The organism is Actinomadura sp. WMMB 499 (assembly GCF_008824145.1).
Lineage (GTDB): Bacteria > Actinomycetota > Actinomycetes > Streptosporangiales > Streptosporangiaceae > Spirillospora.
Genome location: NZ_CP044407.1, coordinates 5,365,412 through 5,385,350, shown reverse-complemented (window position 1 = coordinate 5,385,350; position 19,939 = coordinate 5,365,412). Strand labels below are relative to the sequence as shown.

Here is a 19,939-nt window from a genome sequence, read left to right as displayed (position 1 = left end):
CGGCAGGCGCCCGCTCCCCGCGCGGGCCCGCCCCGGCCCCACCCGGGCCCCGCCCGGCCCCCGGGCCACGACCCCGCGAAAGTCGCGGGGTTCTTTGCGTTTCCATGCCCTTCCGCCGCGTTTCAGTGCGCGCCGTCGCGCTTCGCTCCCGGGATGCGCAGGACGAACCGGGCACCGCGGTCACTGTCCTCGATCGTCAGGTCGCCGCCGTGCGCCCGCGCGATCTCGCGGGCGATCGGCAGCCCGAGCCCGGTGCCGGCGGGGTCCCGCTCCTTCCCGGCCCGCAGCCGCGCGAACCGCTCGAACACCTGCTCCCGGTCCCGTTCGGCGATGCCCGCCCCGTCGTCGACCACCTCCAGGCACGCGTCGCCGTCCACGCTCAGGACGCGCACGTCGACGCGCGACTCGGCGTGCCGTTCGGCGTTGTCGAGCAGGTTCGTGAAGAGCCGGACGAGGCGGAGCCGGTCGCCGCGCACCGTCACGTCGTCCAGGATCTGCGGGACGACCCGCTTGGAGCGTTCCGACCGGGCCAGCTCGATCGTCACCATCGCCCCCAGGTCGACGATCTCGTCGCCCCGCCAGGCCGTCGCGTCCAGCCGCGCGAGCTCCAGGAGGTCCGTGACGATCGCCTGGAGGCGGTCGAGGCTCTGCAGCACCGTCCGTCCCGTCCCCGGCCAGTCGACCTCCTCCGGGTACATGAGCGCCTCCTCCAGCTGCGCGCGCGCGGCCGCGATGGGGCTGCGCAGGTCGTGCGACGCGTCGGAGGTGAAGCTCCGCTGGCGCTCCAGCGCGGCGTCCAGCCGGTCGAGGGTCGCGTTCACGGCCACGGCGAGCCGCCGCAGCTCGTCCCGGTTCTCCGGCACCGTGACGCGCCGTCCGGACTTCTTCGCCGTGATCTCCGTCAACTCGGCGCGGATGGCGTCCACCGGGACGAGCGTGCGGTCGACGGTCCCCCACGTCCGCAGGCACGCCAGCAGGGTGACCAGTAACGACAGGCTCAGCAGGACGGTGACCAGGCTGGAGCTCACGTACCAGGGCGTCGCCGGAACCGCGGCGTAGACGATCCAGTCGCCCTCGGGCTCGTACACGCGGAACGCGACCACTTCCATGCAGCCCTCGAGCCCCGCCGGGGGGCACAGCTCCCGGACGGCGTAGACCGTCGTCCGCTCCGGGACGAACCGGGCGATCCGCGACTCGCCGCGCACCTCCGGCGTGCCCGCGACGACGGCCCCGCGCTGGTCCAGGACCTGGAGCGTCACGTCCCGCGGCGACTTCAGCTCCGCCGGCACCCGGCCCTGCTTGACGAGGAACACCATCTGCAGCGCCGCCGCGGCGGCGTCCTCGCGCCGGTAGTCCACGGCCCGGGTGCGCACCCCGATGACGATCAGCGTGGCCAGGACCGCGCAGATGAGGACGGTGACCGTCCCGGCCATGACGGTCGTCCGCACCCGTATGGACCATGTGCGCCGTCCGAACACCCGACCTCCCGCAGGCGAGGTAATCACCCACAGGACCGGATCCAGTCCTCGAAAGGGGCGTCTCGCAGCAAAGGATCCCGAAAGAAGTGGTTACCCGAAGCATGCCGTGACCAGCGGTTCCGGCTCCGCGCCGCGCGACCGGCGGCCGACTCGCCGATACCGGCCGGCCGCGACCGTCCGGGTGTTTAGCATCGGGCGCATGGAACTGCGCCAGCTCGAGTACTTCGTCGCGGTGACCGAGGAGGCCAGTTTCACGAGGGCCGCCGCCCGGCTGCACGTCGCCCAGCCCGGCGTCAGCGCCCAGATCCGGCAGCTCGAACGCGAACTGGGGCAGCCGCTGCTCGACCGGTCCGGGCGGACGGTCCGGCTCACCGAGGCGGGCGAGCTGGTCCTGCCGTACGCGCGGGCCGCCCTCGCCGCCGTCCACGGGGCCCGCCGGTCGGTGGACGAGCTGACGGGCCTGCTGCGCGGCCACGTCACGATCGGGACGTTCGACTGGGTCGCCGCCCTGGACCTCCCGGGCATGCTCGCCGATTTCCACCGCGACCACCCGAACGTGGAGATCACAGTCGTCCAGCATGATTCCGCGACCCTCGCCGGGGAACTCCGCGCCGGGCGCGTCGACCTCGCGTTCCTCAGCGTCGGGGACGAACCGCCCGAGGGGCTCGCGACCGAGGTCGTCTTCGAGCAGGACCTCATCGCCGCCGCCGCCCGCGACCACCCCCTGTCCGGACGCGCCACGGTCCCCCTGCGCGCCCTCGCCGAGCACGCGCTGATCAGCCTGCCGCGCGGGACGGGCGTGCGGGCCGTCCTCGACCGCGCCTGCGCGGCCGCCGGGCTCCGGCCCCGGGTGGCGTTCGAGGCCGCCGAACCGCCCGTCCTCGCCGAACTCGCCGCGCGCGGCCTCGGCGTCGCCGTCGTCCCCGCGTCCGCGGTCGAGGCGTTCGCCGCGGACCTGCACGTCCTGCCGATCGTCCGGCCCCGGCTCCGCGGGCGGGTCGTGCTCGCCTGGCGCGCCGAGGGACCCCGCAGCCCCGCCGCGCGAGCGCTCACCGCCCGAGCGCGCCGCGACTGATCAGGCGGCCGCCGCCCCGGACCGCACGACCTTCCGGAACACGTCCGGCCGGTCGGTGATCACGCCGTCCACCCCGAGGCCCAGCACCCTGCGCATGCCGGCGGCGTCGTTGACCGTCCAGGTCAGCACGTCCATGTCGGCGGCGTGCACCTTCCGGACGTACGCCGCGGTCAGCTCGCGGTGGTTCGGGTTGATCTGGTCGGCGTAGCGGGCGTGCCCCGCCAGCGTCGACGCCTTGGGCTTGCCGATCAGCGCCGTCGGCACGTCCGGCATGACCTTGTGGAAGCGCCGCACGGACGCCCAGTCGAACGACTGCACGACGAGCCGCCGCTCGCGCGAGTCCGGGGCCGTCCAGTACTTGTCGCCCCGCAGCACCGCCGCCACGCGCTTCTCCACCCCCGGATACCGCGCCGGGTCCTTGAGCTCCACCAGCATCCCGAGGCCGGTGGGCCGCATCTCCCGCATGACCTCCGCCAGCGTCGGCACGCCCTCCTTCGAGAAGCGATCCCCGAACCAGGATCCGGCGTCCAGCCGCTTTACCTCCGCCAAGGTGAAATCGGAGACCCGCCAAGGCTTCCGCCCGGGAAACACCTCCTCCACGTTCGTCGTCCGGGCGAGCGTGGAGTCGTGCAGGAGAACGATCTTGTGGTCCTTGGTCTCCTGGACATCGATCTCGAACATGTCCGCACCCATCCGCGCGGCCGTCCGGAACGCCGCCAGCGTGTTCTCCGGCGCCGCGCCGGACGCGCCGCGATGCGCGACGCCCACCGGCCCCGGAGCCCGCAGGAGCACCGCCGGGTCCCCGAAGAGAACAGGGCTCGGGTCCACCACGGCCTGCGCCGAGGGACCGGTGACCACCGCCGCCGACACGACCGCCGCGATCACCAGTCGCTTCCGTCCGTACATCTTCACCTCTCGAAGCCGGGCGACTCGTCCGTCCTCGACACTGAGCCCGCAGTGTGACCGCGGCATGACAGCTCGGTAGCAGATCATGTACAGACGGTGACATCCCGCACCGGCCTCGCGCGGCCCGGCACGCGGGAAAGATCACTCCGCGTCTTCGGGCTCCGGACGGCGGCCCCTGAGCAGCACGAACGCGCCGAGCACCCGCCGCCTCCGCCCCGGCTGCACCGGCACCTCCGGCCGCCGCGGCACCGCGAGCCGCGTCGGGCGCGTCCGCCCCCGCAGCGTCACTGGCTTGCCGACGTCCCACCGCCCGGCCTCCGCCAGATGCGCCAGCCCCAGCACCGTCCCCGACGCCAGCACCCGCCGCGGCGACACCTTCGCCAGATCGCTCAGCCGCGCCGCCTCGTTCACCGGATCGCCGATCACCGTGTACTCGAACCGCTGCTCGGCGCCGATGTACCCCGCGACGACCTCACCCGCCGACACGCCGATCCCCGCGTCCAGCTCCGGCACGTCCGCCCGCAGCCGCACCGCGAGCTCGCGCGCCGCGCCGAGCGCCCCGCCCGCCGCGTCCTCCAGCTCGCTCGGCGCCCCGAAGATCGCGAGCGCGGCGTCCCCCTCGAACTTGTTGATCCACCCGCCGTACTGCCCCACCACCGACACCACGCCCCCGAAGAACCGGTTGAGCAGCCCCACGACCTCGTCCGGTCCCCGCGTCTGCGCCAGCCGCGTGGACCCCGCGAGATCGACGAACAGCACCGCGACCTCGCGGACCTCCCCACCGAGCGTCACGTCCCGTTCGAGTGCGAGGTCCGCGACCTCCTCGCCGACGTGCCGGCCGAACAGATCCCGCAGCCGCTCGTGCTCCCGCAGGCCCGACACCATGTGGTTGAACCCCGCCTGGAGCTGCCCGACCTCGCTCGCGTCGTACACCTCCACGACCGTCCGCAGGTCCCCGCGCTCGACGTGCGCCATGCCCGTCCGGACGGACTTGATCGGATCGGCGATCGCCCGCGTCGCCATGTACGTCACGTACATCCCGGCGGTCAGCGCGGCCCCGCCCAGCCCGAGCGTCGTCACCGCCAGCTGCGTCACGTCGATGTCCGGAGCCGCCAGCGCGGCGATCGCCACGCAGATCAGCCCGAACACCGGGATCGCCGTCCCGAGCGCCCACGCGAGCATCACCCGCGTCGTCACCCCCGGCAACCGGAACCGGCGCGGCGGCTCCGCCGCCAGCACCAGCGCCGCCGCGGGCCGCAGCAACCGCTCCGACAACAGGTACACGATCGTGCACGTCGTCGCCGCGCCCAGCAAACACGTCAGCCCGGTCTTCACGGCGAGCCGTCCGGTGAACAGCACCAGATCCAGCAGCGCCCACCCGGCCGCCCCCACAGCCCACAGACACCCGACCAGCAACGTCAACCGGAGCGGCCCCAGCAACACGGCACGCTTCTGCTCCCGGTCGGGCTCACCCCCGTCCCGCACCAGCCGCACCACGGGCCGCCACAACCACAACCCCAGCACCAAGGCACCGGGCCCGGCGATCACCGGATAGCTGAAGAACGCCACCGCGTTCACCAGGTGGACGTACTCGGGATCGTCCAGCGGCGGATCGGGAACCACGAACGTCGCGAACAGCAGCACCACGAGCCCACCGACGACGTTCGCGACCACGACGACCACCAGCAGGACCCAGCGCACACGTATCTCGAGCATGCTCCTGCGGCTCACGTGGGCCTCCCCGACCGTCCATCCGGATCATCCCACGCCCCTGCGGATACGGCCCCGGGGCACACCCGCCCTCCCCACCTCCCCCCGATAACCGAGTTGGCGCCACCCACGGGCATCGCGTATGCTCTCGGACGTCGCCAAAGACCGGAACACCGGTCAAGACACACCCCCGAGCCACTAGGCTCGGACACGCAAGGTCCTGTGGAGCAGTTAGGAGTGCTCGCCACCCTGTCAAGGTGGAGGCCGCGGGTTCAAATCCCGTCAGGACCGCCAGACGTGCGACAGCACGTCATGGGCAGGTAGCTCAGTCGGTACGAGCGTCCGCCTGAAAAGCGGAAGGTCGGCGGTTCGACCCCGCCCCTGCCCACCTTCACCCTCTGATCAGCGAGAACACCGGTAACGGATTGATCACCGTCGGTGTATACCGCTTGAACAGAGGAAAACTTTCTCCTGATGGGTACCGCCCGTACGCGGCGTCCGAAGGACCTCCGAGCAGGCACCTTCCAGGCCGCGATCAACTCGTTCATCCTCCACCTCAACGCTGAGGGGAAGTCTCCCAAGACGGTACGAACCTACGCCGAATCGGCGCAATGGTTCGCAGCCGCACATCTCCGCCGCAACACCGAGCACTCCGACTGGGAAGACGTCACACCCGACGACGTCCGCGCGTGGATCGTCCACCTCCTCGACCAGTACTCGGACAGCTACGCGAACAACCAGTACCGAGCCCTCCAGCAGTTCTTCAAATGGTGGTCCACCGACGAAGACCTCCCCGACCCGATGGCCAAGCTCCGCCCGCCCTCGGTCGGCGAAAAAGTCGTCCCGGTCTTCACCGACGAGGAACTCGCCAAGCTCCTCAAGCACTGCGAGGGCAAGAACTTCACCCAACGCCGCGACTACGCGATCCTCACCCTCTTCAAGGCCACCGGCCTGCGCCTGTCCGAACTCGCCGGCATCACCTACGACCCCGACGAACCCGACCGCAGCGACCTCGACCTCATGCGCCGCGAACTCCTCGTCCACGGCAAGGGCAACAAGCAGCGCATCGTGCGCTTCGGCCACCCGTCGGCCCGAGCCATCGACCGCTACATCCGCATCCGCAACAAGCACACGTACGCGTCCAGCCGCCGCCTGTGGCTGGGCACCAACAACCGCCCGCCCATGACCGCCAACGGCATCTACCAGATGGTCGTCCGCCGCGGCGAAGCATGCGGCGTCGCCGTCCACCCGCACAAGTTCCGCCACCACTTCTCCCACACCTGGCTCGACAAGGGCGGCGCCGAAGGCGACCTCATGGAACTCAACGGCTGGTCATCACCCCAGATGCTCCGCCGCTACGGCCGCAGCGCCGCCAGCACAAGAGCCCGCCGCACCTACGACCGCATCATGGAAGACGACTAACAACCGCCAAGAGGCCCCGGCGCATCCGCACCGGGGCCTCGGTCATCCCCTCAACCCTTCTTCCTCGCCTGCGCCGACCGCTTGGCCAGCTTCAGCATGTAAGCCCGCTTCGCCAACTCAGCCCGTGCTCGCCGTTCTTCCGGAGCCAGGACCCCGTCGGGGTCGACCTCCCGCTCGAACCTGGCGAGAAACGCATCCCGAGCCGGTCTCGTCCTCCTCTTCCGATCCCCCGTCTTGCTCCAGGAGACGAGCGCCGCGATCCGCTTGTCGATCGCCGCGATGGCAACCTCCTCATATCGACGGACCGAACTACCTCCGCACACGACAACGAGCGTCGCTGCTGCGACGATGCACGAAGCATGGGCGCATGGTCAATCAAAGTAGCCAGCAGGCGTGTCGAGCATCTAAAGGCCGCAACTGTTATCCGAGACCGGCTCCGGTCGCAAGAGCCCGACCGTCTCCTGTCGCAGACCTCGACCGCACGGCAGACGCCCCTGCCCCTGTAGCCCTCCTTCCACCTCTCCGGGCGTGTCTCAGCTCCCAGGAGCACACGGCAGGGTAGAAGGCCGTCCGCCAGCCGTTCACGGTGCGGAGTTCGGCGCCTCGCCGCCTTCGCCGCCGCACCGTCCGCGCCGCCGCCGGATTCCGTCCGCGCTCGCCGAGCACCGTCCGCACTCTCCGGGATCGCGCCCGATCCCGTCCGCCGCCCGGACCGCGCCCGGTCCGGCAGCCATAAGTGCACGATTTCCATTTCTTGCCCCGCGGCGGCGGAGCGCGGCGACGGCAGGAACGCAACCGGGCAGGAACGCCGACAGGCGGCTCCCGAGCTCGGGAGCCGCCTGCCGTCAGGACCCGGCACCTACCGGGCGATCAGGTTCGCCATCGCGGTGTCGGTGCGCGCTACGGCCTCGGCCAGCGCGTCCGCTCGACCACTCAGGTAGGCGCGATGTACTCGGTCGCCCTCCTCATGAGCTTGGGATTGCGCCTGCTCTGCCTCCGCAGCCAGGACGTCACGGGAACAGGCGAGGGCGAGCCCGACGCTGTCGACGAGGTCGAGCGCGGACATCTCGTCGGGGAGGATGAGCGCGAAGGGCAGCGGGACGGCCGCCCGGCGCCGGACGAGTCGGCGTAGCCACAGCCTCACGAGGCGCATTCTCCGCCGAGTGGCCACGAGGCCCAGACGACCTTGCCCGTCCTCGGTGCTGTGACGGGGTACCAGCCCCATTCTCCGGCGAGCATCGTCGCCAGTCGGAGCCCGCGCCCTCCTTCGTCGCTGAGACCAGTGCAGGGGATGCACGGACGACCGTCCCCGGAGTCGCGGACCTCCACCACGAGGTGTCGGGACGAGATCCGGAGCTGGATGAGGATCAGCGCCGGCTCATCTAGGGCGAGCAGGTCTCCGTGGACCGGTTCTCCGGTGACATCGAAGGCGTTGGTGACGAGTTCGGACAGTACCTGGAGGCACTCCCAGCCGTACTCGGTCTCCAGCCCCCATGCCGACAGCTTGGCTCGTGTGAACGAGCGGACGAGGGGAATCGCGGCCGGAAGGGCAGCCAAGCCCACGCATGCCCTGCGATCTCCGTCGTCGTGGCGCGGGGGGCTCGCGCTGACAGCGGCAGGGGCGCGCAGCGGGGACGCGGTCGGTGACACAGGCATGCTTGTCGCTCCTGACTATGAGCCTGCGAACGGACGACAGTCGGCTCACGGAAGTGCCGTTCGACATGCGGCTGCGCGAGGGCAACGAACATCGGTGCCGACTGTCCTTGCTTTGCGACTGTCACGAGTATGCGACTGTCGCAACAGCGATCGCAAGGGGTTCGATGACGCTCCGCATAAATTCCATTACGCAAACATGAGAAAGGGGTCGAAGTATGACACTCCGACCCCTACTGGCCCCCTGCTCGGCTGACTGCCTACCGCAGGCGATACCCACCCGCGCGGACATCCGCCAAGAACACCGCCCAGCTCTCTACGCCGAACTCCAGCACTGCACCGGCGTCTCCGGACGCGGTGTCCCTGACACCGACGACCGGCCCCCCAGCGGCCCGCCCAACCTCGACGCAGTTGTTGCCCGTTCCGCTGTGCGAGGACTTGCGCCACCCGACGTACCGTTCGCGACCACTCATGATGATCTTCCTAGTGCAAGGAGAGAGACTCTGCGACGTCCGTCAGCATCTCGCGTGACCGCTCCGCCGACAGGGCTGCACGGGCGAGACCGCCGTACACCATCTCGAACTGCGCGATCTGCTCCGGATCGGTGAGGACGAGGTCGGTGGTCACCGCTTCCAGAGCCACCACCTTCGGGTCACCGCTGTCGGGATAGGTGTACATCGAAAACGAACATTCAGGGATGTTGTACCCGGGGATCTCGGCGTCCACGGGCAGAACCCGCACCGTCACCCGATCGTCCCGCGCCGACAGGTCGACGATGTGCCCGAGCTGGCGCCGGAACACCTCCGCCGGAACCGAACGACGACGCAGCACGACCTCGTCCAGGATCACCTCGTAAGACGGGCCGTTCGGACGGTGCAGCATCCGCTGCCGACCGACCCGTCCCTTCAGCACACCGGCGACCTCGGCGTCTGGCGGCAACGGCAGCTCGGTGTTGGCCAAGCGCGTGGAGATGAACTCCTCGGTCTGCAACAGCCCTGGGATCAGGTTCTGCTGGTACTCGCGGATCACGTTCGCGCCGGCCTCCAGGTTGGCGAACCTGGCCTGGCGCTCACCGATCCCCGAGGACTCCCACCAGCCGTGCGACGCCGCCTCCGCGGTGATCTGCACGAGCTGGGTCCATTCGTCGCCCTCGACGCCGAGGACGTCCAGGAGCCGCTGCACGTCCTCCTGGCCTGGTGCGACGTGCGCGTTCTCCAGCTTGCTGATCATCTGCCGGTACACGCCGGAGCTCTTGGCCAGTTCCTGCGCCGAGACCCCGGTCCGCTCCCGCAGCTCGCGCAACTCCGCCGCAAGCCGCAGACGACGCACGTACGGACTGATCAACTCCCACCCCGCGTCATAGAACACCGACTGCCACGTACTTGGAACATGCAGCGTATACACGTCCGCCCTCATGGGGCCCTGCTTCATCAACACCGGGAGGGTGCTGAGGGTCTCGGAGTCGGGTGCCCCACGAGAGTCGTTCGGCCGCCAGGGATCTCATGCAGGCGGCAGACGAGCTAATCGCCAGCACTCAGTGAGCAAGAAGTCGAGCCCTGCGCACTGCCACGGCGGCTGCCTGATCCGGTGATTCGTCGACAGGAGGTCAACACGACCACTCACCGTGCTCCAGGTAGCGGGTGGTGCCGTCCTGTTTGGCGGCGTGGCCGTGAACGATGCGACGGGCCAGACGGCTGATCGTCAGCTCGTGGGCTTGGTCGACGTTATGGAAGCCGTAACCGGTCAGCTCGTTCGGGTCGAGCTTGATGGCGGCGAGCTGGTCGTCAGCGAGTGTGCCGCCGTCGAAGATGAACAGGACTTTGTCGCCTTCGGTGTCGTTCGGCGCCCAGTCGGCGACGAGCAGACGGCCGACGGGCGGGTTGATGGCCAGCTCCTCGGTGACCTCCCGGCCCGCGGCTTGCCGGGGTGTTTCCCCGTGTTCGATGTAGCCGCCAGGGATGTCACGGTAGCTCTTGTAGGAGGGGTCGACCAGGAGCACCTGGTCGCGGTCGTTGAAGAACAGGACGCCTGCGGCCGCTCGGGCGCGGGTGAAGCTGTCGGCTGGGTCGTCGCTCACGGGGTTGAGCGTAGAAGATCCGTCAGATGACGTTCATCCGGTGAGCGAGGTCGGCCAGCGGACGGCTGCGGCGGCCGAGCGTGGTGGCGCGAAGCTTCATCACGAGCTGGCGGCTCATTATGTGTGTGCGGACCTGCTCCGGTGCCCGCCGTTCTGCGGCGAGCAGCTCGCCGATCGCCTCATCGATCTTGTTGCGCGCCCAGTAGGCATTGACGACCTCGAGGGCGTGACGGATGGCGCGTTCGGTGGGCAGCCCGGAAGTGTCGATGCCGGGGATGAGTTCGAGTGCGACGGGTACGTCGCCGAGGGCCATCGCGGTGGTGACGCGGTGGATCTGGACGTTGGTGGGTCCGAAGGCCGTCCACAGGTGATTGGCGTCTCCGCCCAGCGCGCGGGCAGTCTTTTCGGCTCGGTCAAGGTACCCCTGGGCGCTGGTGCGGTCCTGGGCCTTCGCGGCTGCGACGGCCGCCGGCAGTAGCAGGGTGCCGTAGATCGACAGGAGACCGGGCGAGTCGCGATCGAGTTTCCGGCTCAGATACGTGATGGCCCGGTCCGCCATTGCATTGGCGTCGTCCAGCCGTCCTTGGGACTGGAGCGCGTGGATAACCGAGCGGAGCAGCGATCCGATGACGGCGGTGTCTTCGGAGTGCTCTGCGGCGGCCAGTCCTCGTTGGGCGGCGATCCAGGCGAGGTCGCTTTCGCCGAGCTTGGTGAGGATCATCGCGGCGGACTGAGCGGCCAAGGCCGTGAGCCGGTCGGCGCGGCGCCGCTGCTCGGGATGGCAATGCCGGGTGGCCAATTGGGTTTGCGTGAGCAACGCGGGGAGGGACTGGAGCATGCGGCCGTACTCGGACCGTTGGTAGGCGGTCATCACGGCGACGAGGTCGCCGCTCAGGACGTCCAGGGGTGGCGGGCCGGGAGCGGCTTCCAATGCGGCCAGCAGGGGTGACAGTTGCGTGTAGTCGGTCAACGCGGAACGAATCCGATTGACATCGGGGTATAGCCGGGACTGCGAACGATCGAATCGGTCTGATTCATTGCCGATAATCTCGAAGACCGAAATGCCCAGTACGTCCGCGAGTGCTCGGATCACACTGACTCTGTCGAGGACCGCGCGCCCATTTTCGATCTTGCTGAGCCAGTCCTCGGTTCGCCCCACCAGGCCGGCCAGAACTTCCTGGGACATGCCGCGCCGAACGCGATGCCAGGCCACACGTTGCCCGGGCGGAAGGTGTTCCAAGTGATCAGACATCATCATTCTCCGTGAGCAACCCCGGATTTTCTTTCCGGGTGAATCCCTTGCCGAGGTTCTAACGTCTTCACCGCTGGCTCCGCAACGAGTTCCGCCATAGCACCGGATGGAACCGGGATGGGCGAGCCGCCCCTACGCGTTACCGACCGAGACGGACGAACATGCACGGATTCACCCACCCGGAAGCATCTCCAGGATCGGCCGAGGAAGTGTCGTCCCTTCCTGGATTGCTGCAGACCTCTCCGTACCTCACCCACGTCACGCCCGGCCACGAGGCCCCGGTGGTCTACATGAGCGACACCTTCGGGCCGACGTTCCCAAGCGGCGCGCCGCCCGGATCTGACGTCTTGTTCGGGCTCGTCGCACTGGATCGCACGATCGTCTGGCAGTCCGATCGACTGGTACTGGACATGCTCCGAGAGTGCGCGTCTCGACCGTGTGGAGCGGCCAGGCTGGCCGGAAGATTCGGTGCCGAACGAGTGTCCTCGGCCGTCCGGCGTGGATGGCTGCAGGCACCGGACGAGCTATGCCGTGAATACCGCCTGGTGTCCGGGGAGATCGAGGTCACCTCCCATTGCAACTGGGGTTGCAGCTTCTGCCCGGTGTCCATAGAGCCCAAGCCCCGCCGGACGATGCCGATGCATCTGTTCGAGGAGGTCATCGGCAAGCTCGCGGACGTCTCAACGCTCGAGTACGTGACGTTCCAGTTCTTCAACGAGCCCACCCTGGACCGGTACTTCAACCACCGGGTGCAGGTGCTGGCCCGGTACGGCTTGAAGCTCGCGCTCTACACCAACGGATCGGCCCTCACCGGCGACAAGGTCGATTGCCTGCGGCGGCACAGCGTCCTGCGGCATCTGATCGTCAACCTGCCGAGCGCCGATAAGGACGAGTTCGCCGAGCTGACGGGTTCGCGCAGCTACCGGCAGACCACACGGAACCTGGAGCGGGCGCTGGAGGCCGGGTTCCCCGTTCAGATCGTCGTCAATGGTGCAGGCGCACGCCTTGCCCGAAACCTCGATGCGCTCCGACGCCGCTACGAGCCTCTCGGGGCGCAGGTGTGTGCGAGCCAGACGTGCGATCGAGCCGGCGAGCTACGAAACGAGCACTTCCAGGACGTCCACGTGGCGGGGCGGCTGACCGGCTGCGGCTGGCCGGTGCACCACGCCAACATCAGCGTCGACGGCGACCTGTTCCTGTGCTGCAACGACTATCACCAGCGTGAGGTGTTCGGCCATATCCGGGACGGCTCGATCGACGAGCTCATGACCAGCGAGATGGCGGTCACCGCACGACGCAAAGTCTTCGGCGTGCTCGACGCCGACGACGACTTCCTGTGCCGCCGGTGCCACAACCAACAACCCGACTATCCGGGCCGCGACTTCCGCCCCTTAGCGACGTTCGGCTGACGAGGGGTACCCATGACTCCGCTGAGAATCTGGTACGTCGCGGCACAACGGCTGTGCAACCTCGACTGCCCGTACTGCGTGTCCGTCGGGTCCTGGTCGAAGAGCCGCCGCTACGACTGGGAGGCACCGGCAGACCGGGACGCTTTCGCCGAGATCGTGTCCTGGATCGGAGCGCGCCCCTTCGAGGTGTCGCTTCGGCTGGGCAGCCTCGGAGAGCCGTTCGCCTCCCCGTTCTTCCTTCAACAGGCAGCGTGGCTGACACGTCGACCCAACGTCCGTTTCGTCGAGCTGCTGTCCAACGCCGCACTGCTGCAGCGGCGGCTGCCGACGATGGAGTCGACGGCGAACCTCGGGAAGCTGTCGCTCTGGCTCACCTGGCACCGAACACAGATGAGCATGGAGAAGTTCATCGCCGCCGCGGAGTTCGCCCAGCGCGCGTACGGCTGCTTCGTGGTCGTCAACGCCCTGCTGTTCTCCAGCGGAGACATCGACGATCTTCAGCGACTCAGTGACGCCGCCGACCAAGCCGGACTGCGGTTCAACCTCGACCTGGGCTACGACCCGTACGCCCCATCGCGAACTTCCTCCGCCACCGAGCCGACCCGCACCGTTCCGGCCATCCGCGACCACGGGTCGGCAACCCAGGTGATCGATGCGGTGAGCGCCGCGGGCGGAGACCCGGAGTTGACGAGAGTCACACTGCTGAGCTTGAAGTCGCCGAAGGGACGTCCATGCCGCTCGGGGCACGACTACCTGTTCATCGACATCCACGGCAACGCCTACCGCTGCTCCCGCTACTCAACGCTGGACCGCGACTGCTACGGCAACGTGCTGGACCCCGATTTCGATCTCCGGCTCCGTCCTCAGACGTGGGCGCCGTGCGACGCGGCCGGCAGCTGCTGCAACAAGGAGGACTTCCTGAACCTCAAGGCCGCAGCGGACCTGTACCAACGCGACGTGCCGAGCCTCGGCTGGACCGATGCCTGACTCGAGAACCCCATCGTTCACCGACCTGGAGAGAACGCTCATGCTGCTCGGCGAGATGTCATGGCCCGACCTACAGTCACGCACGCACGATGCCTTCGCCGTCGTCCCTGTGGGCGCAGTCGAACCGCACGGTCCACACCTGCCGCTGGCCTCCGACACGATGATCAGCGACTACTTCGCAGGCCGTCTCGCTCAGCAGATCAACGGACTGGTCACACCGTCGATCGGATACGGGGTCGCCACCCCGCCCCAACGGCTCGGCGGCGACTTCCCCGGAGTCATCAACATCAGCGGCCAGACCTTCACCCACCTGATCAACGACGTCCTGACCGCGCTCGCTCGCCACGGCATGCGCAAGTTCGTCATCGTTAACTCCGCGATCGACAACATCGGCTTCCTGTGCGAGTCGGCGCGCATTCTCACAAGTGATATGCCGGACGCCCGCGTGATGATCGTGAACTGGTGGGACGTGGTCGGTGAGGAGTTCCGGAATCGTCTCGCCGCCGAAACCGCCGTGGACCGCGCCGACGACCATCACGCCGCCATGGTGGAGTCCAGCCTGGTCATGCACATCGCTCCGCACGCCGTCCAGCCCGACCGCACCCCAGCGTCCCCCACCCGACCCCCAGCACGCCGGATCAACTATCACATGTTCCCGATCCCGACCGATGTCGCTACCGAGTCCGGCGTCGTGTACACCGCCGCCGAAGCCGACGCCCGCCTCGGCGAACGGGTCGCGGAGCGCGTTGCTCACGAAATGGCGGCCGCCGTCCGTCTGGAATTCGGCGAGTCCGATGAACGGTGAGCCGAACACCCAGGACGCCTTCCTGTTCTCTCCCTCATCCTCCTACCCCCGGCCGCTCGCGTGCCTGGTCGATCGTGACGGCGACCTGGTGCACGCCTGGAGCAATACCACCGGCCAACCCAACCCCGCCACCGACCCGCCGTCCTACCTGCGCGGCTGGAACCACGTAGAACTCGCCGCCGACGGCAGCCTTTACGCCATGGTTCCGCTGCACGCCCTCCTGAAATTGCGACCCAACTCATCCCTCGCGTGGAAGACCGAGCTCCCGGTGCATCATGACCTGGATTTCGGTCCCGGCGGGGAGATCTACGCATTAACCGAACGGCCCCGCACCGTGCGCAGAAGGGGTGGCCGACACGTGGTCCTAGACAACTTCATCACCATCATCAGTCCCGAGGGCAACGTTATGGAGAACCACTCCCTCTACGACTTGCTGACCACCCAACCCGCCATCCGCTCGCTTATCGACAGCCGAGTCGCTCGGCGCATCACGACGCCCGGTTCCACCGCCCCGACGAACCTGGACGTCCTATGCGACCGCACAGGACGTGACGCCTCGCGGATGTTGCGTGGCCTGCCGGGCTCCCCGTGCGACATCCTGCACGCCAACACTCTCGAAATCCTGCACACCCACCCTCACGGTCTGTGGAACAACGGCGACGTACTGGTCTCCCTACGCGACCTCGACCTGATTGCCGTCCTGGACCTGCGAGCACAGCAAGTGCGCTGGTGGTGGGGCCCACAAGAGTTGTCAGCACAGCACCAGCCCTCCGCGCTCCCTAACGGCAACCTGCTCGTCTTCGACAACGGGCAGAAGATGCGGCGTTCCCGCCCCCTGGAGCTCGACCCCGTAACCGGCGCCGTCGTCTGGCAGTACACCGCAGACCCACCGCAGGCATTGTTCAGTCCGATGGCCGGCGGGTGCGAACGACTTCCCAGCGGAAACGTCCTGATCAGCGATGCCCAGGCGGGCCGCGCCATCGAGGTGACGAGCGGCGGCCACATCACCTGGACACTTCAGATCCACACCCGCCAGCGGTCGGCGAGCGCGAACTCTCGCTGCGAGATCTACCGGATCGCGGCGGCGCCCACCGGCGTGACCGTCCATCTGTCCGGCGGCGCGAGCCACGCCCGGCACCTGGCATGGCTCCGTGTGCAGTGCCGAACTGACCGTGCACCCCTCCCTGCAGGAACCAGCCCGTGATCAGCGTCATCATCCCCACCCGCAACCGTCCAGGCACCCTGCACCGGGCCCTGCGCAGTCTGGCCCGCCAGACCTCTCGCGACTTCGAGGTGATCGTCATCGCCGATGGCGGCATCCCACCCCAAGCGGTCATCAACTCCTGGAAACACGAACTCCCCGTGAGCCTTTTGGAGACGGACGGCAAAGGCGTCTCCCACGCCCGAAACCTCGGCGTGGCCACAGCGGGCGGCGAATACCTGGCGTTCCTCGATGACGACGACATCTTCCTTCCGCGTCACCTGGAAATCGCGCACCGCGCACTGACGGCGGGTCATGCAGAAGTCGTCTACGGTGGAGCGCTCGTCAGTCCGCGCTGGGTCGAGGCCGTCCCCCGTCATACCGCCGCCCTGCCCCGCAAAAACTACGCATTCGATGACGACTTCCTACTCATCGCCAACTACATCCACACCGGATCAGTCGTGGTCCGAAGCTTCGCCGACACTCCCGTGCGGTTCGACGAGCAGATGACCCACTGCGAAGACTGGGGCATGTGGCTTGCCCTGCGCCACGACCTGGGCTACCGGTTCTCCCACCTCGGTGAATGCACCAGCGTGTACCACCAGGTCGCCCACGCCTCCGGCGCCGTTGCCACGGCCTACCAGACAAGCCCCACCCCCTTCACCACCGCCCGAGCGGCCCTCTACCGCAAATGGGCACCGTCCAGAAACCGTCGACAGATCGACGCCTACCGTGCCTGGTTCGTCGAGTTCGATGCTCGCCTCGACGCACGACTCGCCCATCGGCAACCGATCCCAGCCCACGCGTACGAGCACGCGATCCGCGCCCTGTACACCGCCTTCACCTATGGGGCAGCCGCAGACCCCACGCTCCTGGACAGCATCATCCCGCCACCAGGGGCCCCTCTCACGACCGAGCGGCAAGGATGACCGGCCATGTCCTCGAACCACCACTCCACCAGCGCCCGCAGAGCGACCTACGACGGATTCGCCGAGACCTTCGCCGCCGAGGCATCCGTCAGCGCGTACAACGCCCACTACGACCGCCCGACCGTCCTCGAACTGCTCGGCGAAGTCGCCGGCAAACGCGTCCTGGATGCCGGATGCGGTCCCGGCCTCTACCTCGCCGAACTGAACCGTAGAGGCGCCGAGACGATCGGCTTCGACCAGAGCAGCGACATGATCAACGCCGCCCGGCAACGGCTCGGTCCCGGTGCAAATCTACGACGCCACGACCTGGACGAACCGCTGCACTGGCTGGACGACCACGCCGTCGACCTCGTCCTGGCCGCTTTGGTGATCCACTACCTCGATGACCGTGTCGGCGCCCTGCGTGAACTGCACCGTGTCTTGCGGCCCAACGGCCGATTGGTGCTGTCCACCAGCCACCCCACCGCCGACTGGCTGGACAGCGGCGGAGGCTATTTCGAGCAGCGCTACGAACAGCAGCAATGGTCACGCGGTTTCAAACACTGGTACTGGCGCCAGCCCCTCGAGCGTTGGATCGAGGAGTTCACCGCCGCAGGATTCGCGATCGAGAACCTCGTCGAGCACCAGCCGCAGAGGACAATGTCCCAGCATCATCCATCCGACTACGCCAAGCTCACCCGCGAACCCGGCTTCATCGCCTACCGTCTCGCAAAGGCCACGGCCACCTGCTGACCGGTGATCCACGCCGAAGATGCTGACCTCTGCCCGTGCCGCCGTCCACGGTGGGAGTATCTGCACATGACGCTTCCGACGTTGACCGTGGTGAGCGGCGGTCCCGGAACCGGCAAGACGACCCTGGCCCACGAACTTGCCCAAACCCTGGGATGCCCCGCGATCATCCGTGACGAGATCAAACAGGGAATGGTCCTGTCCACTCCCGGCTACCAGGCAGGCGGCGACGACCCACTCAACCACCCCACCCTCGACGCCTTCTTCAGCGTGCTGAGGACCCTGCTGAGCGCCGGTGTCACCGTCGTCGCCGAAGCCGCCTTCCAAGACCGGCTATGGCGGCCCAACCTCGAGCCCCTCACTGCCCTCGCCGATCTCCGCGTCATCCGCTGCACCGTAAACGCCGCCTCCGCCCATGAGCGGATCACGCGACGCGCCCGCGAGAGCGCCCACCGAGCCGCCCACGGCGACCTCGATCTCCTCAAGGCGATCGCCAACGGACAGCACTCGCTGGACTCCTGGGAGCCGATCCGCATGGACGTCCCCACCCTGCTCGTCGACACCACAGACGGCTACCAGCCGACGATCCCCAACATCGGCGCCTTCGCCACCGGAGGATAGCTGACCTTCAATAACTACTGTTTGCTACGAGCACGACTCAAAATCAATTGCGCAAGCAGCGAGCACCCGAGCACTGGAAAAAGACTTGCCGATCGCCGTTGCTTTCATCCGCCGCCTCGCCATTGGAACCGAAGTCGTACACCTATAGACGGCGGCTATTCGGTAATTGCGTTCGCACAAAATCTCAAGGCAGACTAGCTGACGCGAGCGCTTTGCACCTAAACCAGGCAGTCGGCCAGGTGGTCGTCATGTCTACCTCTTCGCTGGCCACAGCTCCCATCGGTTCGCTCGTCCGCGCCGCACTTCGGCATCAGGGAATTGCTTTTGCAGCTCGGTCAGGCGCGCCGTGATCTCCGCGATAGGCAACCCCGACGGTATAATGGCCAGAGGTTCCGGCTTGGGAGGCGGCGGTACGGGTGGCTTCTTATCCCGCTTGTTCGCCTCGGCGGCAGTTCTGAGTATCTCCCGCGCCCGTTGTATCTGCTTCGCCCATCCTGGCCAGGCCGGGCACGGGCCATCGTACGGCGGCGTCACCCAACCGTGCTTGAACATCGGCGTGGCGCACTCGCTGCACATCTGCTCGGCGGCAAGCTCAGGAACCGCCAGCAGATCGTCGATCTTACGCTGGGATATGCTGATCTTGGAGCGCAGGTCTGAGCGCTCTTTTCGGTCCTTCGAGGCTTTGTAGGCGGACTGCAGTTCGGCTAGCTGCTTCCGCAAGTCCCGAACCGCAAATTCCCGGTCGTACTTGTACTGAAGAAGCAAGTCATCACGCCGCTCGCTGGGCAACCAGCCGTTTTCGTCGATGACCTCCTCCGGGTCACCCACTTCAGCCTCAAGGCGTTTCACAGACTTCTGGGCACTCTCAATTTTGGTTTCAAGCTCGGCCATCTCCTTCTGACGTTTGATCGACTCCATGCCCGGGGAACGCGAGCCGTCCCGGAACGCAACCAACTCCGTCTGCAGATGCTCGAAAAAGGACTGGTCCTCGAGCAGCGAGAGCCGTGCCTGCGCCCGCTCCGGGTCGTAGTGCTTCTTGCGGGCCTCGCGCTGCTTATCGGCGGCGGCGCGCTCACGTTCCAACCTGCGGTCCTCGCGCTCCCAACGTGCTTCCATCTGCTTCATCGTCAGCCGACGGTGTCCGGGTTCGGCCCGCGTCCACTGATCCATGATGGCCATCGCCTCATCGAGTTCGGCGCGGCGCTCGTCAAGCACCCAAGGGTTCCATCGGCCGTCACGGTTGATCTCCCTGAAGCTCGTCCGCGCTGCGGTGAACTCCTCGGCGGTGGCGGTCGCGCCAGGCTTCGGCTTCCAGAGCATGCCGTCGACCTTGATGACGCCTTCAGGGAGTGGTGCTGACGTCGTTGCCATTGCTTCGACCTCCGTCTGTCTGACGAGGCACTCAGTCTGCCAACGCCCACGCACACGACTCGCCGGGTTTCCGTAAACCCATCGCGCCGAGGGCTGCCCGCCCGGCGCGCTTCGATTGGTCCGGAGCGGCCCCCGGCCGGTCAGGGGCTGGATCGTGAGTCACAGATACTCGTCCTCAAGGTTGGAAAGGGTCATGAGGTCGCGTCGGCGGCTTGCGTGCCCAAGCGGTGAGTCCCGTGAGGCTGCCCCCAAGCGTTGGGTAACTCCCTCGTAGCACTACGTGGTATCTTGATCGGGAACGTATCTTGATCGGG

Annotated in this window: 19 protein-coding genes and 2 tRNA genes; 11 read left to right on the top strand and 10 right to left on the bottom strand. The window is 67.7% G+C overall.

All coding sequences use genetic code 11. The features are described from left to right. Positions 1–122: 122 nt before the first annotated feature. Entirely contained in the window at positions 123–1,448 is a 1,326-nt protein-coding gene (locus F7P10_RS24070; RefSeq protein ID WP_254715986.1) for a HAMP domain-containing sensor histidine kinase, read from the bottom strand. 229 nt (positions 1,449–1,677) lie between these two features. Between F7P10_RS24070 and F7P10_RS24065 the strand changes: the two genes are divergently transcribed. Continuing rightward, a complete protein-coding gene (locus F7P10_RS24065) occupies positions 1,678–2,553 on the top strand; it encodes a LysR family transcriptional regulator (RefSeq protein WP_151012460.1) in 876 nt (291 codons plus the stop codon). Here the strand turns inward: F7P10_RS24065 and F7P10_RS24060 are convergent, their stop codons facing one another. Next, positions 2,554–3,459 carry a glycerophosphodiester phosphodiesterase family protein gene (locus F7P10_RS24060; RefSeq protein WP_151012458.1) on the bottom strand — a complete coding sequence of 302 codons (906 nt, stop codon included), beginning with the start codon at positions 3,457–3,459 and terminating at the stop codon, positions 2,554–2,556. A gap of 141 nt (positions 3,460–3,600) precedes the next feature. Beyond that, complete coding sequence (locus F7P10_RS24055) at positions 3,601–5,190, bottom strand: adenylate/guanylate cyclase domain-containing protein (RefSeq protein ID WP_254715985.1); 1,590 nt, start codon at positions 5,188–5,190, stop codon at positions 3,601–3,603. A gap of 195 nt (positions 5,191–5,385) precedes the next feature. Here F7P10_RS24055 and F7P10_RS24050 point away from each other — a divergent pair. The 3 genes from F7P10_RS24050 (at position 5,386) to F7P10_RS24040 (ending at position 6,591) form a co-directional block, all read left to right on the top strand. Then, positions 5,386–5,463, top strand: a tRNA-Asp gene (locus F7P10_RS24050). 20 nt (positions 5,464–5,483) lie between these two features. Further along, positions 5,484–5,557 (top strand) — tRNA-Phe (locus F7P10_RS24045). An 86-nt stretch (positions 5,558–5,643) separates the two neighbouring features. Beyond that, positions 5,644–6,591: a tyrosine-type recombinase/integrase gene (locus F7P10_RS24040; protein WP_151012457.1), complete on the top strand. Its 948-nt coding sequence runs from the start codon at positions 5,644–5,646 to the stop codon at positions 6,589–6,591. 859 nt (positions 6,592–7,450) lie between these two features. On the opposite strand, the gene F7P10_RS24030 is transcribed toward F7P10_RS24040, so the two are convergent. The 6 genes from F7P10_RS24030 to F7P10_RS24005 all read right to left on the bottom strand — a co-directional run bounded on the left by F7P10_RS24030 (position 7,451) and on the right by F7P10_RS24005 (position 11,507). Then, complete coding sequence (locus F7P10_RS24030) at positions 7,451–7,735, bottom strand: hypothetical protein (protein ID WP_151012455.1); 285 nt, start codon at positions 7,733–7,735, stop codon at positions 7,451–7,453. After that, positions 7,732–8,148, bottom strand: a complete 417-nt coding sequence (locus F7P10_RS24025) for an ATP-binding protein (protein ID WP_176611637.1) — start codon at positions 8,146–8,148, stop codon at positions 7,732–7,734. The genes F7P10_RS24030 and F7P10_RS24025 overlap by 4 nt, the downstream gene beginning before the upstream one ends. 356 nt (positions 8,149–8,504) lie before the next feature. Continuing rightward, positions 8,505–8,717, bottom strand: coding sequence for a DUF397 domain-containing protein (locus F7P10_RS24020; protein WP_151012451.1), 213 nt, complete (start codon positions 8,715–8,717; stop codon positions 8,505–8,507). A gap of 10 nt (positions 8,718–8,727) precedes the next feature. Next, positions 8,728–9,660 (bottom strand): helix-turn-helix transcriptional regulator, encoded by a 933-nt coding sequence (locus F7P10_RS24015; RefSeq protein WP_176611636.1) that lies wholly within the window; start codon positions 9,658–9,660, stop codon positions 8,728–8,730. Between the two features lie 190 nt (positions 9,661–9,850). Next, positions 9,851–10,321 (bottom strand): NUDIX hydrolase, encoded by a 471-nt coding sequence (locus F7P10_RS24010; protein ID WP_151012447.1) that lies wholly within the window; start codon positions 10,319–10,321, stop codon positions 9,851–9,853. A 22-nt stretch (positions 10,322–10,343) separates the two neighbouring features. Further along, the gene (locus tag F7P10_RS24005) at positions 10,344–11,507 is read right to left on the bottom strand and encodes a helix-turn-helix transcriptional regulator (protein WP_218040130.1); all 1,164 of its coding nucleotides are present in this window, start codon (positions 11,505–11,507) and stop codon (positions 10,344–10,346) included. A 227-nt stretch (positions 11,508–11,734) separates the two neighbouring features. Here F7P10_RS24005 and F7P10_RS24000 point away from each other — a divergent pair, with 227 nt between their 5' ends. The 7 genes from F7P10_RS24000 (at position 11,735) to F7P10_RS23970 (ending at position 18,254) form a co-directional block, all read left to right on the top strand. Next, positions 11,735–12,982 carry a radical SAM/SPASM domain-containing protein gene (locus F7P10_RS24000; RefSeq protein ID WP_151012445.1) on the top strand — a complete coding sequence of 416 codons (1,248 nt, stop codon included), beginning with the start codon at positions 11,735–11,737 and terminating at the stop codon, positions 12,980–12,982. A 12-nt stretch (positions 12,983–12,994) separates the two neighbouring features. Next, entirely contained in the window at positions 12,995–13,969 is a 975-nt protein-coding gene (locus F7P10_RS23995) for a hypothetical protein (protein WP_151012443.1), read from the top strand. A gap of 40 nt (positions 13,970–14,009) precedes the next feature. Beyond that, positions 14,010–14,774, top strand: coding sequence for a creatininase family protein (locus F7P10_RS23990; protein ID WP_151012442.1), 765 nt, complete (start codon positions 14,010–14,012; stop codon positions 14,772–14,774). After that, positions 14,764–15,978, top strand: a complete 1,215-nt coding sequence (locus tag F7P10_RS23985; protein WP_151012440.1) for an arylsulfotransferase family protein — start codon at positions 14,764–14,766, stop codon at positions 15,976–15,978. The genes F7P10_RS23990 and F7P10_RS23985 overlap by 11 nt, the downstream gene beginning before the upstream one ends. Further along, positions 15,975–16,904, top strand: coding sequence for a glycosyltransferase family A protein (locus F7P10_RS23980; RefSeq protein WP_151012438.1), 930 nt, complete (start codon positions 15,975–15,977; stop codon positions 16,902–16,904). Before F7P10_RS23985 ends, F7P10_RS23980 begins: the two co-directional genes overlap by 4 nt. Positions 16,905–16,910: 6 nt before the next feature. Continuing rightward, positions 16,911–17,636 carry a class I SAM-dependent methyltransferase gene (locus F7P10_RS23975; RefSeq protein ID WP_151012436.1) on the top strand — a complete coding sequence of 242 codons (726 nt, stop codon included), beginning with the start codon at positions 16,911–16,913 and terminating at the stop codon, positions 17,634–17,636. Between the two features lie 66 nt (positions 17,637–17,702). Next, positions 17,703–18,254, top strand: a complete 552-nt coding sequence (locus tag F7P10_RS23970) for an AAA family ATPase (protein WP_151012434.1) — start codon at positions 17,703–17,705, stop codon at positions 18,252–18,254. Positions 18,255–18,506: 252 nt separating this feature from the next. On the opposite strand, the gene F7P10_RS23965 is transcribed toward F7P10_RS23970, so the two are convergent. Next, positions 18,507–19,625, bottom strand: coding sequence for a hypothetical protein (locus tag F7P10_RS23965; RefSeq protein WP_151012432.1), 1,119 nt, complete (start codon positions 19,623–19,625; stop codon positions 18,507–18,509). Between the last annotated feature and the right edge of the window lie 314 nt (positions 19,626–19,939).

Bases quoted from the DNA above. Each gene is read 5' to 3' on its own strand.
- F7P10_RS23975 (WP_151012436.1), top strand. From the start codon at position 16,911: ATGTCCTCGAACCACCACTCCACCAGCGCCCGCAGAGCGACCTACGAC.
- F7P10_RS24000 (WP_151012445.1), top strand. From the start codon at position 11,735: ATGCACGGATTCACCCACCCGGAAGCATCTCCAGGATCGGCCGAGGAA.
- F7P10_RS24060 (WP_151012458.1), bottom strand. From the start codon at position 3,459: ATGTACGGACGGAAGCGACTGGTGATCGCGGCGGTCGTGTCGGCGGCG.
- F7P10_RS24015 (WP_176611636.1), bottom strand. From the start codon at position 9,660: ATGAGGGCGGACGTGTATACGCTGCATGTTCCAAGTACGTGGCAGTCG.
- F7P10_RS23970 (WP_151012434.1), top strand. From the start codon at position 17,703: ATGACGCTTCCGACGTTGACCGTGGTGAGCGGCGGTCCCGGAACCGGC.
- F7P10_RS23965 (WP_151012432.1), bottom strand. From the start codon at position 19,625: ATGGCAACGACGTCAGCACCACTCCCTGAAGGCGTCATCAAGGTCGAC.
- F7P10_RS23985 (WP_151012440.1), top strand. From the start codon at position 14,764: ATGAACGGTGAGCCGAACACCCAGGACGCCTTCCTGTTCTCTCCCTCA.
- F7P10_RS23990 (WP_151012442.1), top strand. From the start codon at position 14,010: ATGCTGCTCGGCGAGATGTCATGGCCCGACCTACAGTCACGCACGCAC.
- F7P10_RS24005 (WP_218040130.1), bottom strand. From the start codon at position 11,507: ATGTCCCAGGAAGTTCTGGCCGGCCTGGTGGGGCGAACCGAGGACTGG.
- F7P10_RS24065 (WP_151012460.1), top strand. From the start codon at position 1,678: ATGGAACTGCGCCAGCTCGAGTACTTCGTCGCGGTGACCGAGGAGGCC.
- F7P10_RS24040 (WP_151012457.1), top strand. From the start codon at position 5,644: ATGGGTACCGCCCGTACGCGGCGTCCGAAGGACCTCCGAGCAGGCACC.
- F7P10_RS23995 (WP_151012443.1), top strand. From the start codon at position 12,995: ATGACTCCGCTGAGAATCTGGTACGTCGCGGCACAACGGCTGTGCAAC.
- F7P10_RS24020 (WP_151012451.1), bottom strand. From the start codon at position 8,717: ATGAGTGGTCGCGAACGGTACGTCGGGTGGCGCAAGTCCTCGCACAGC.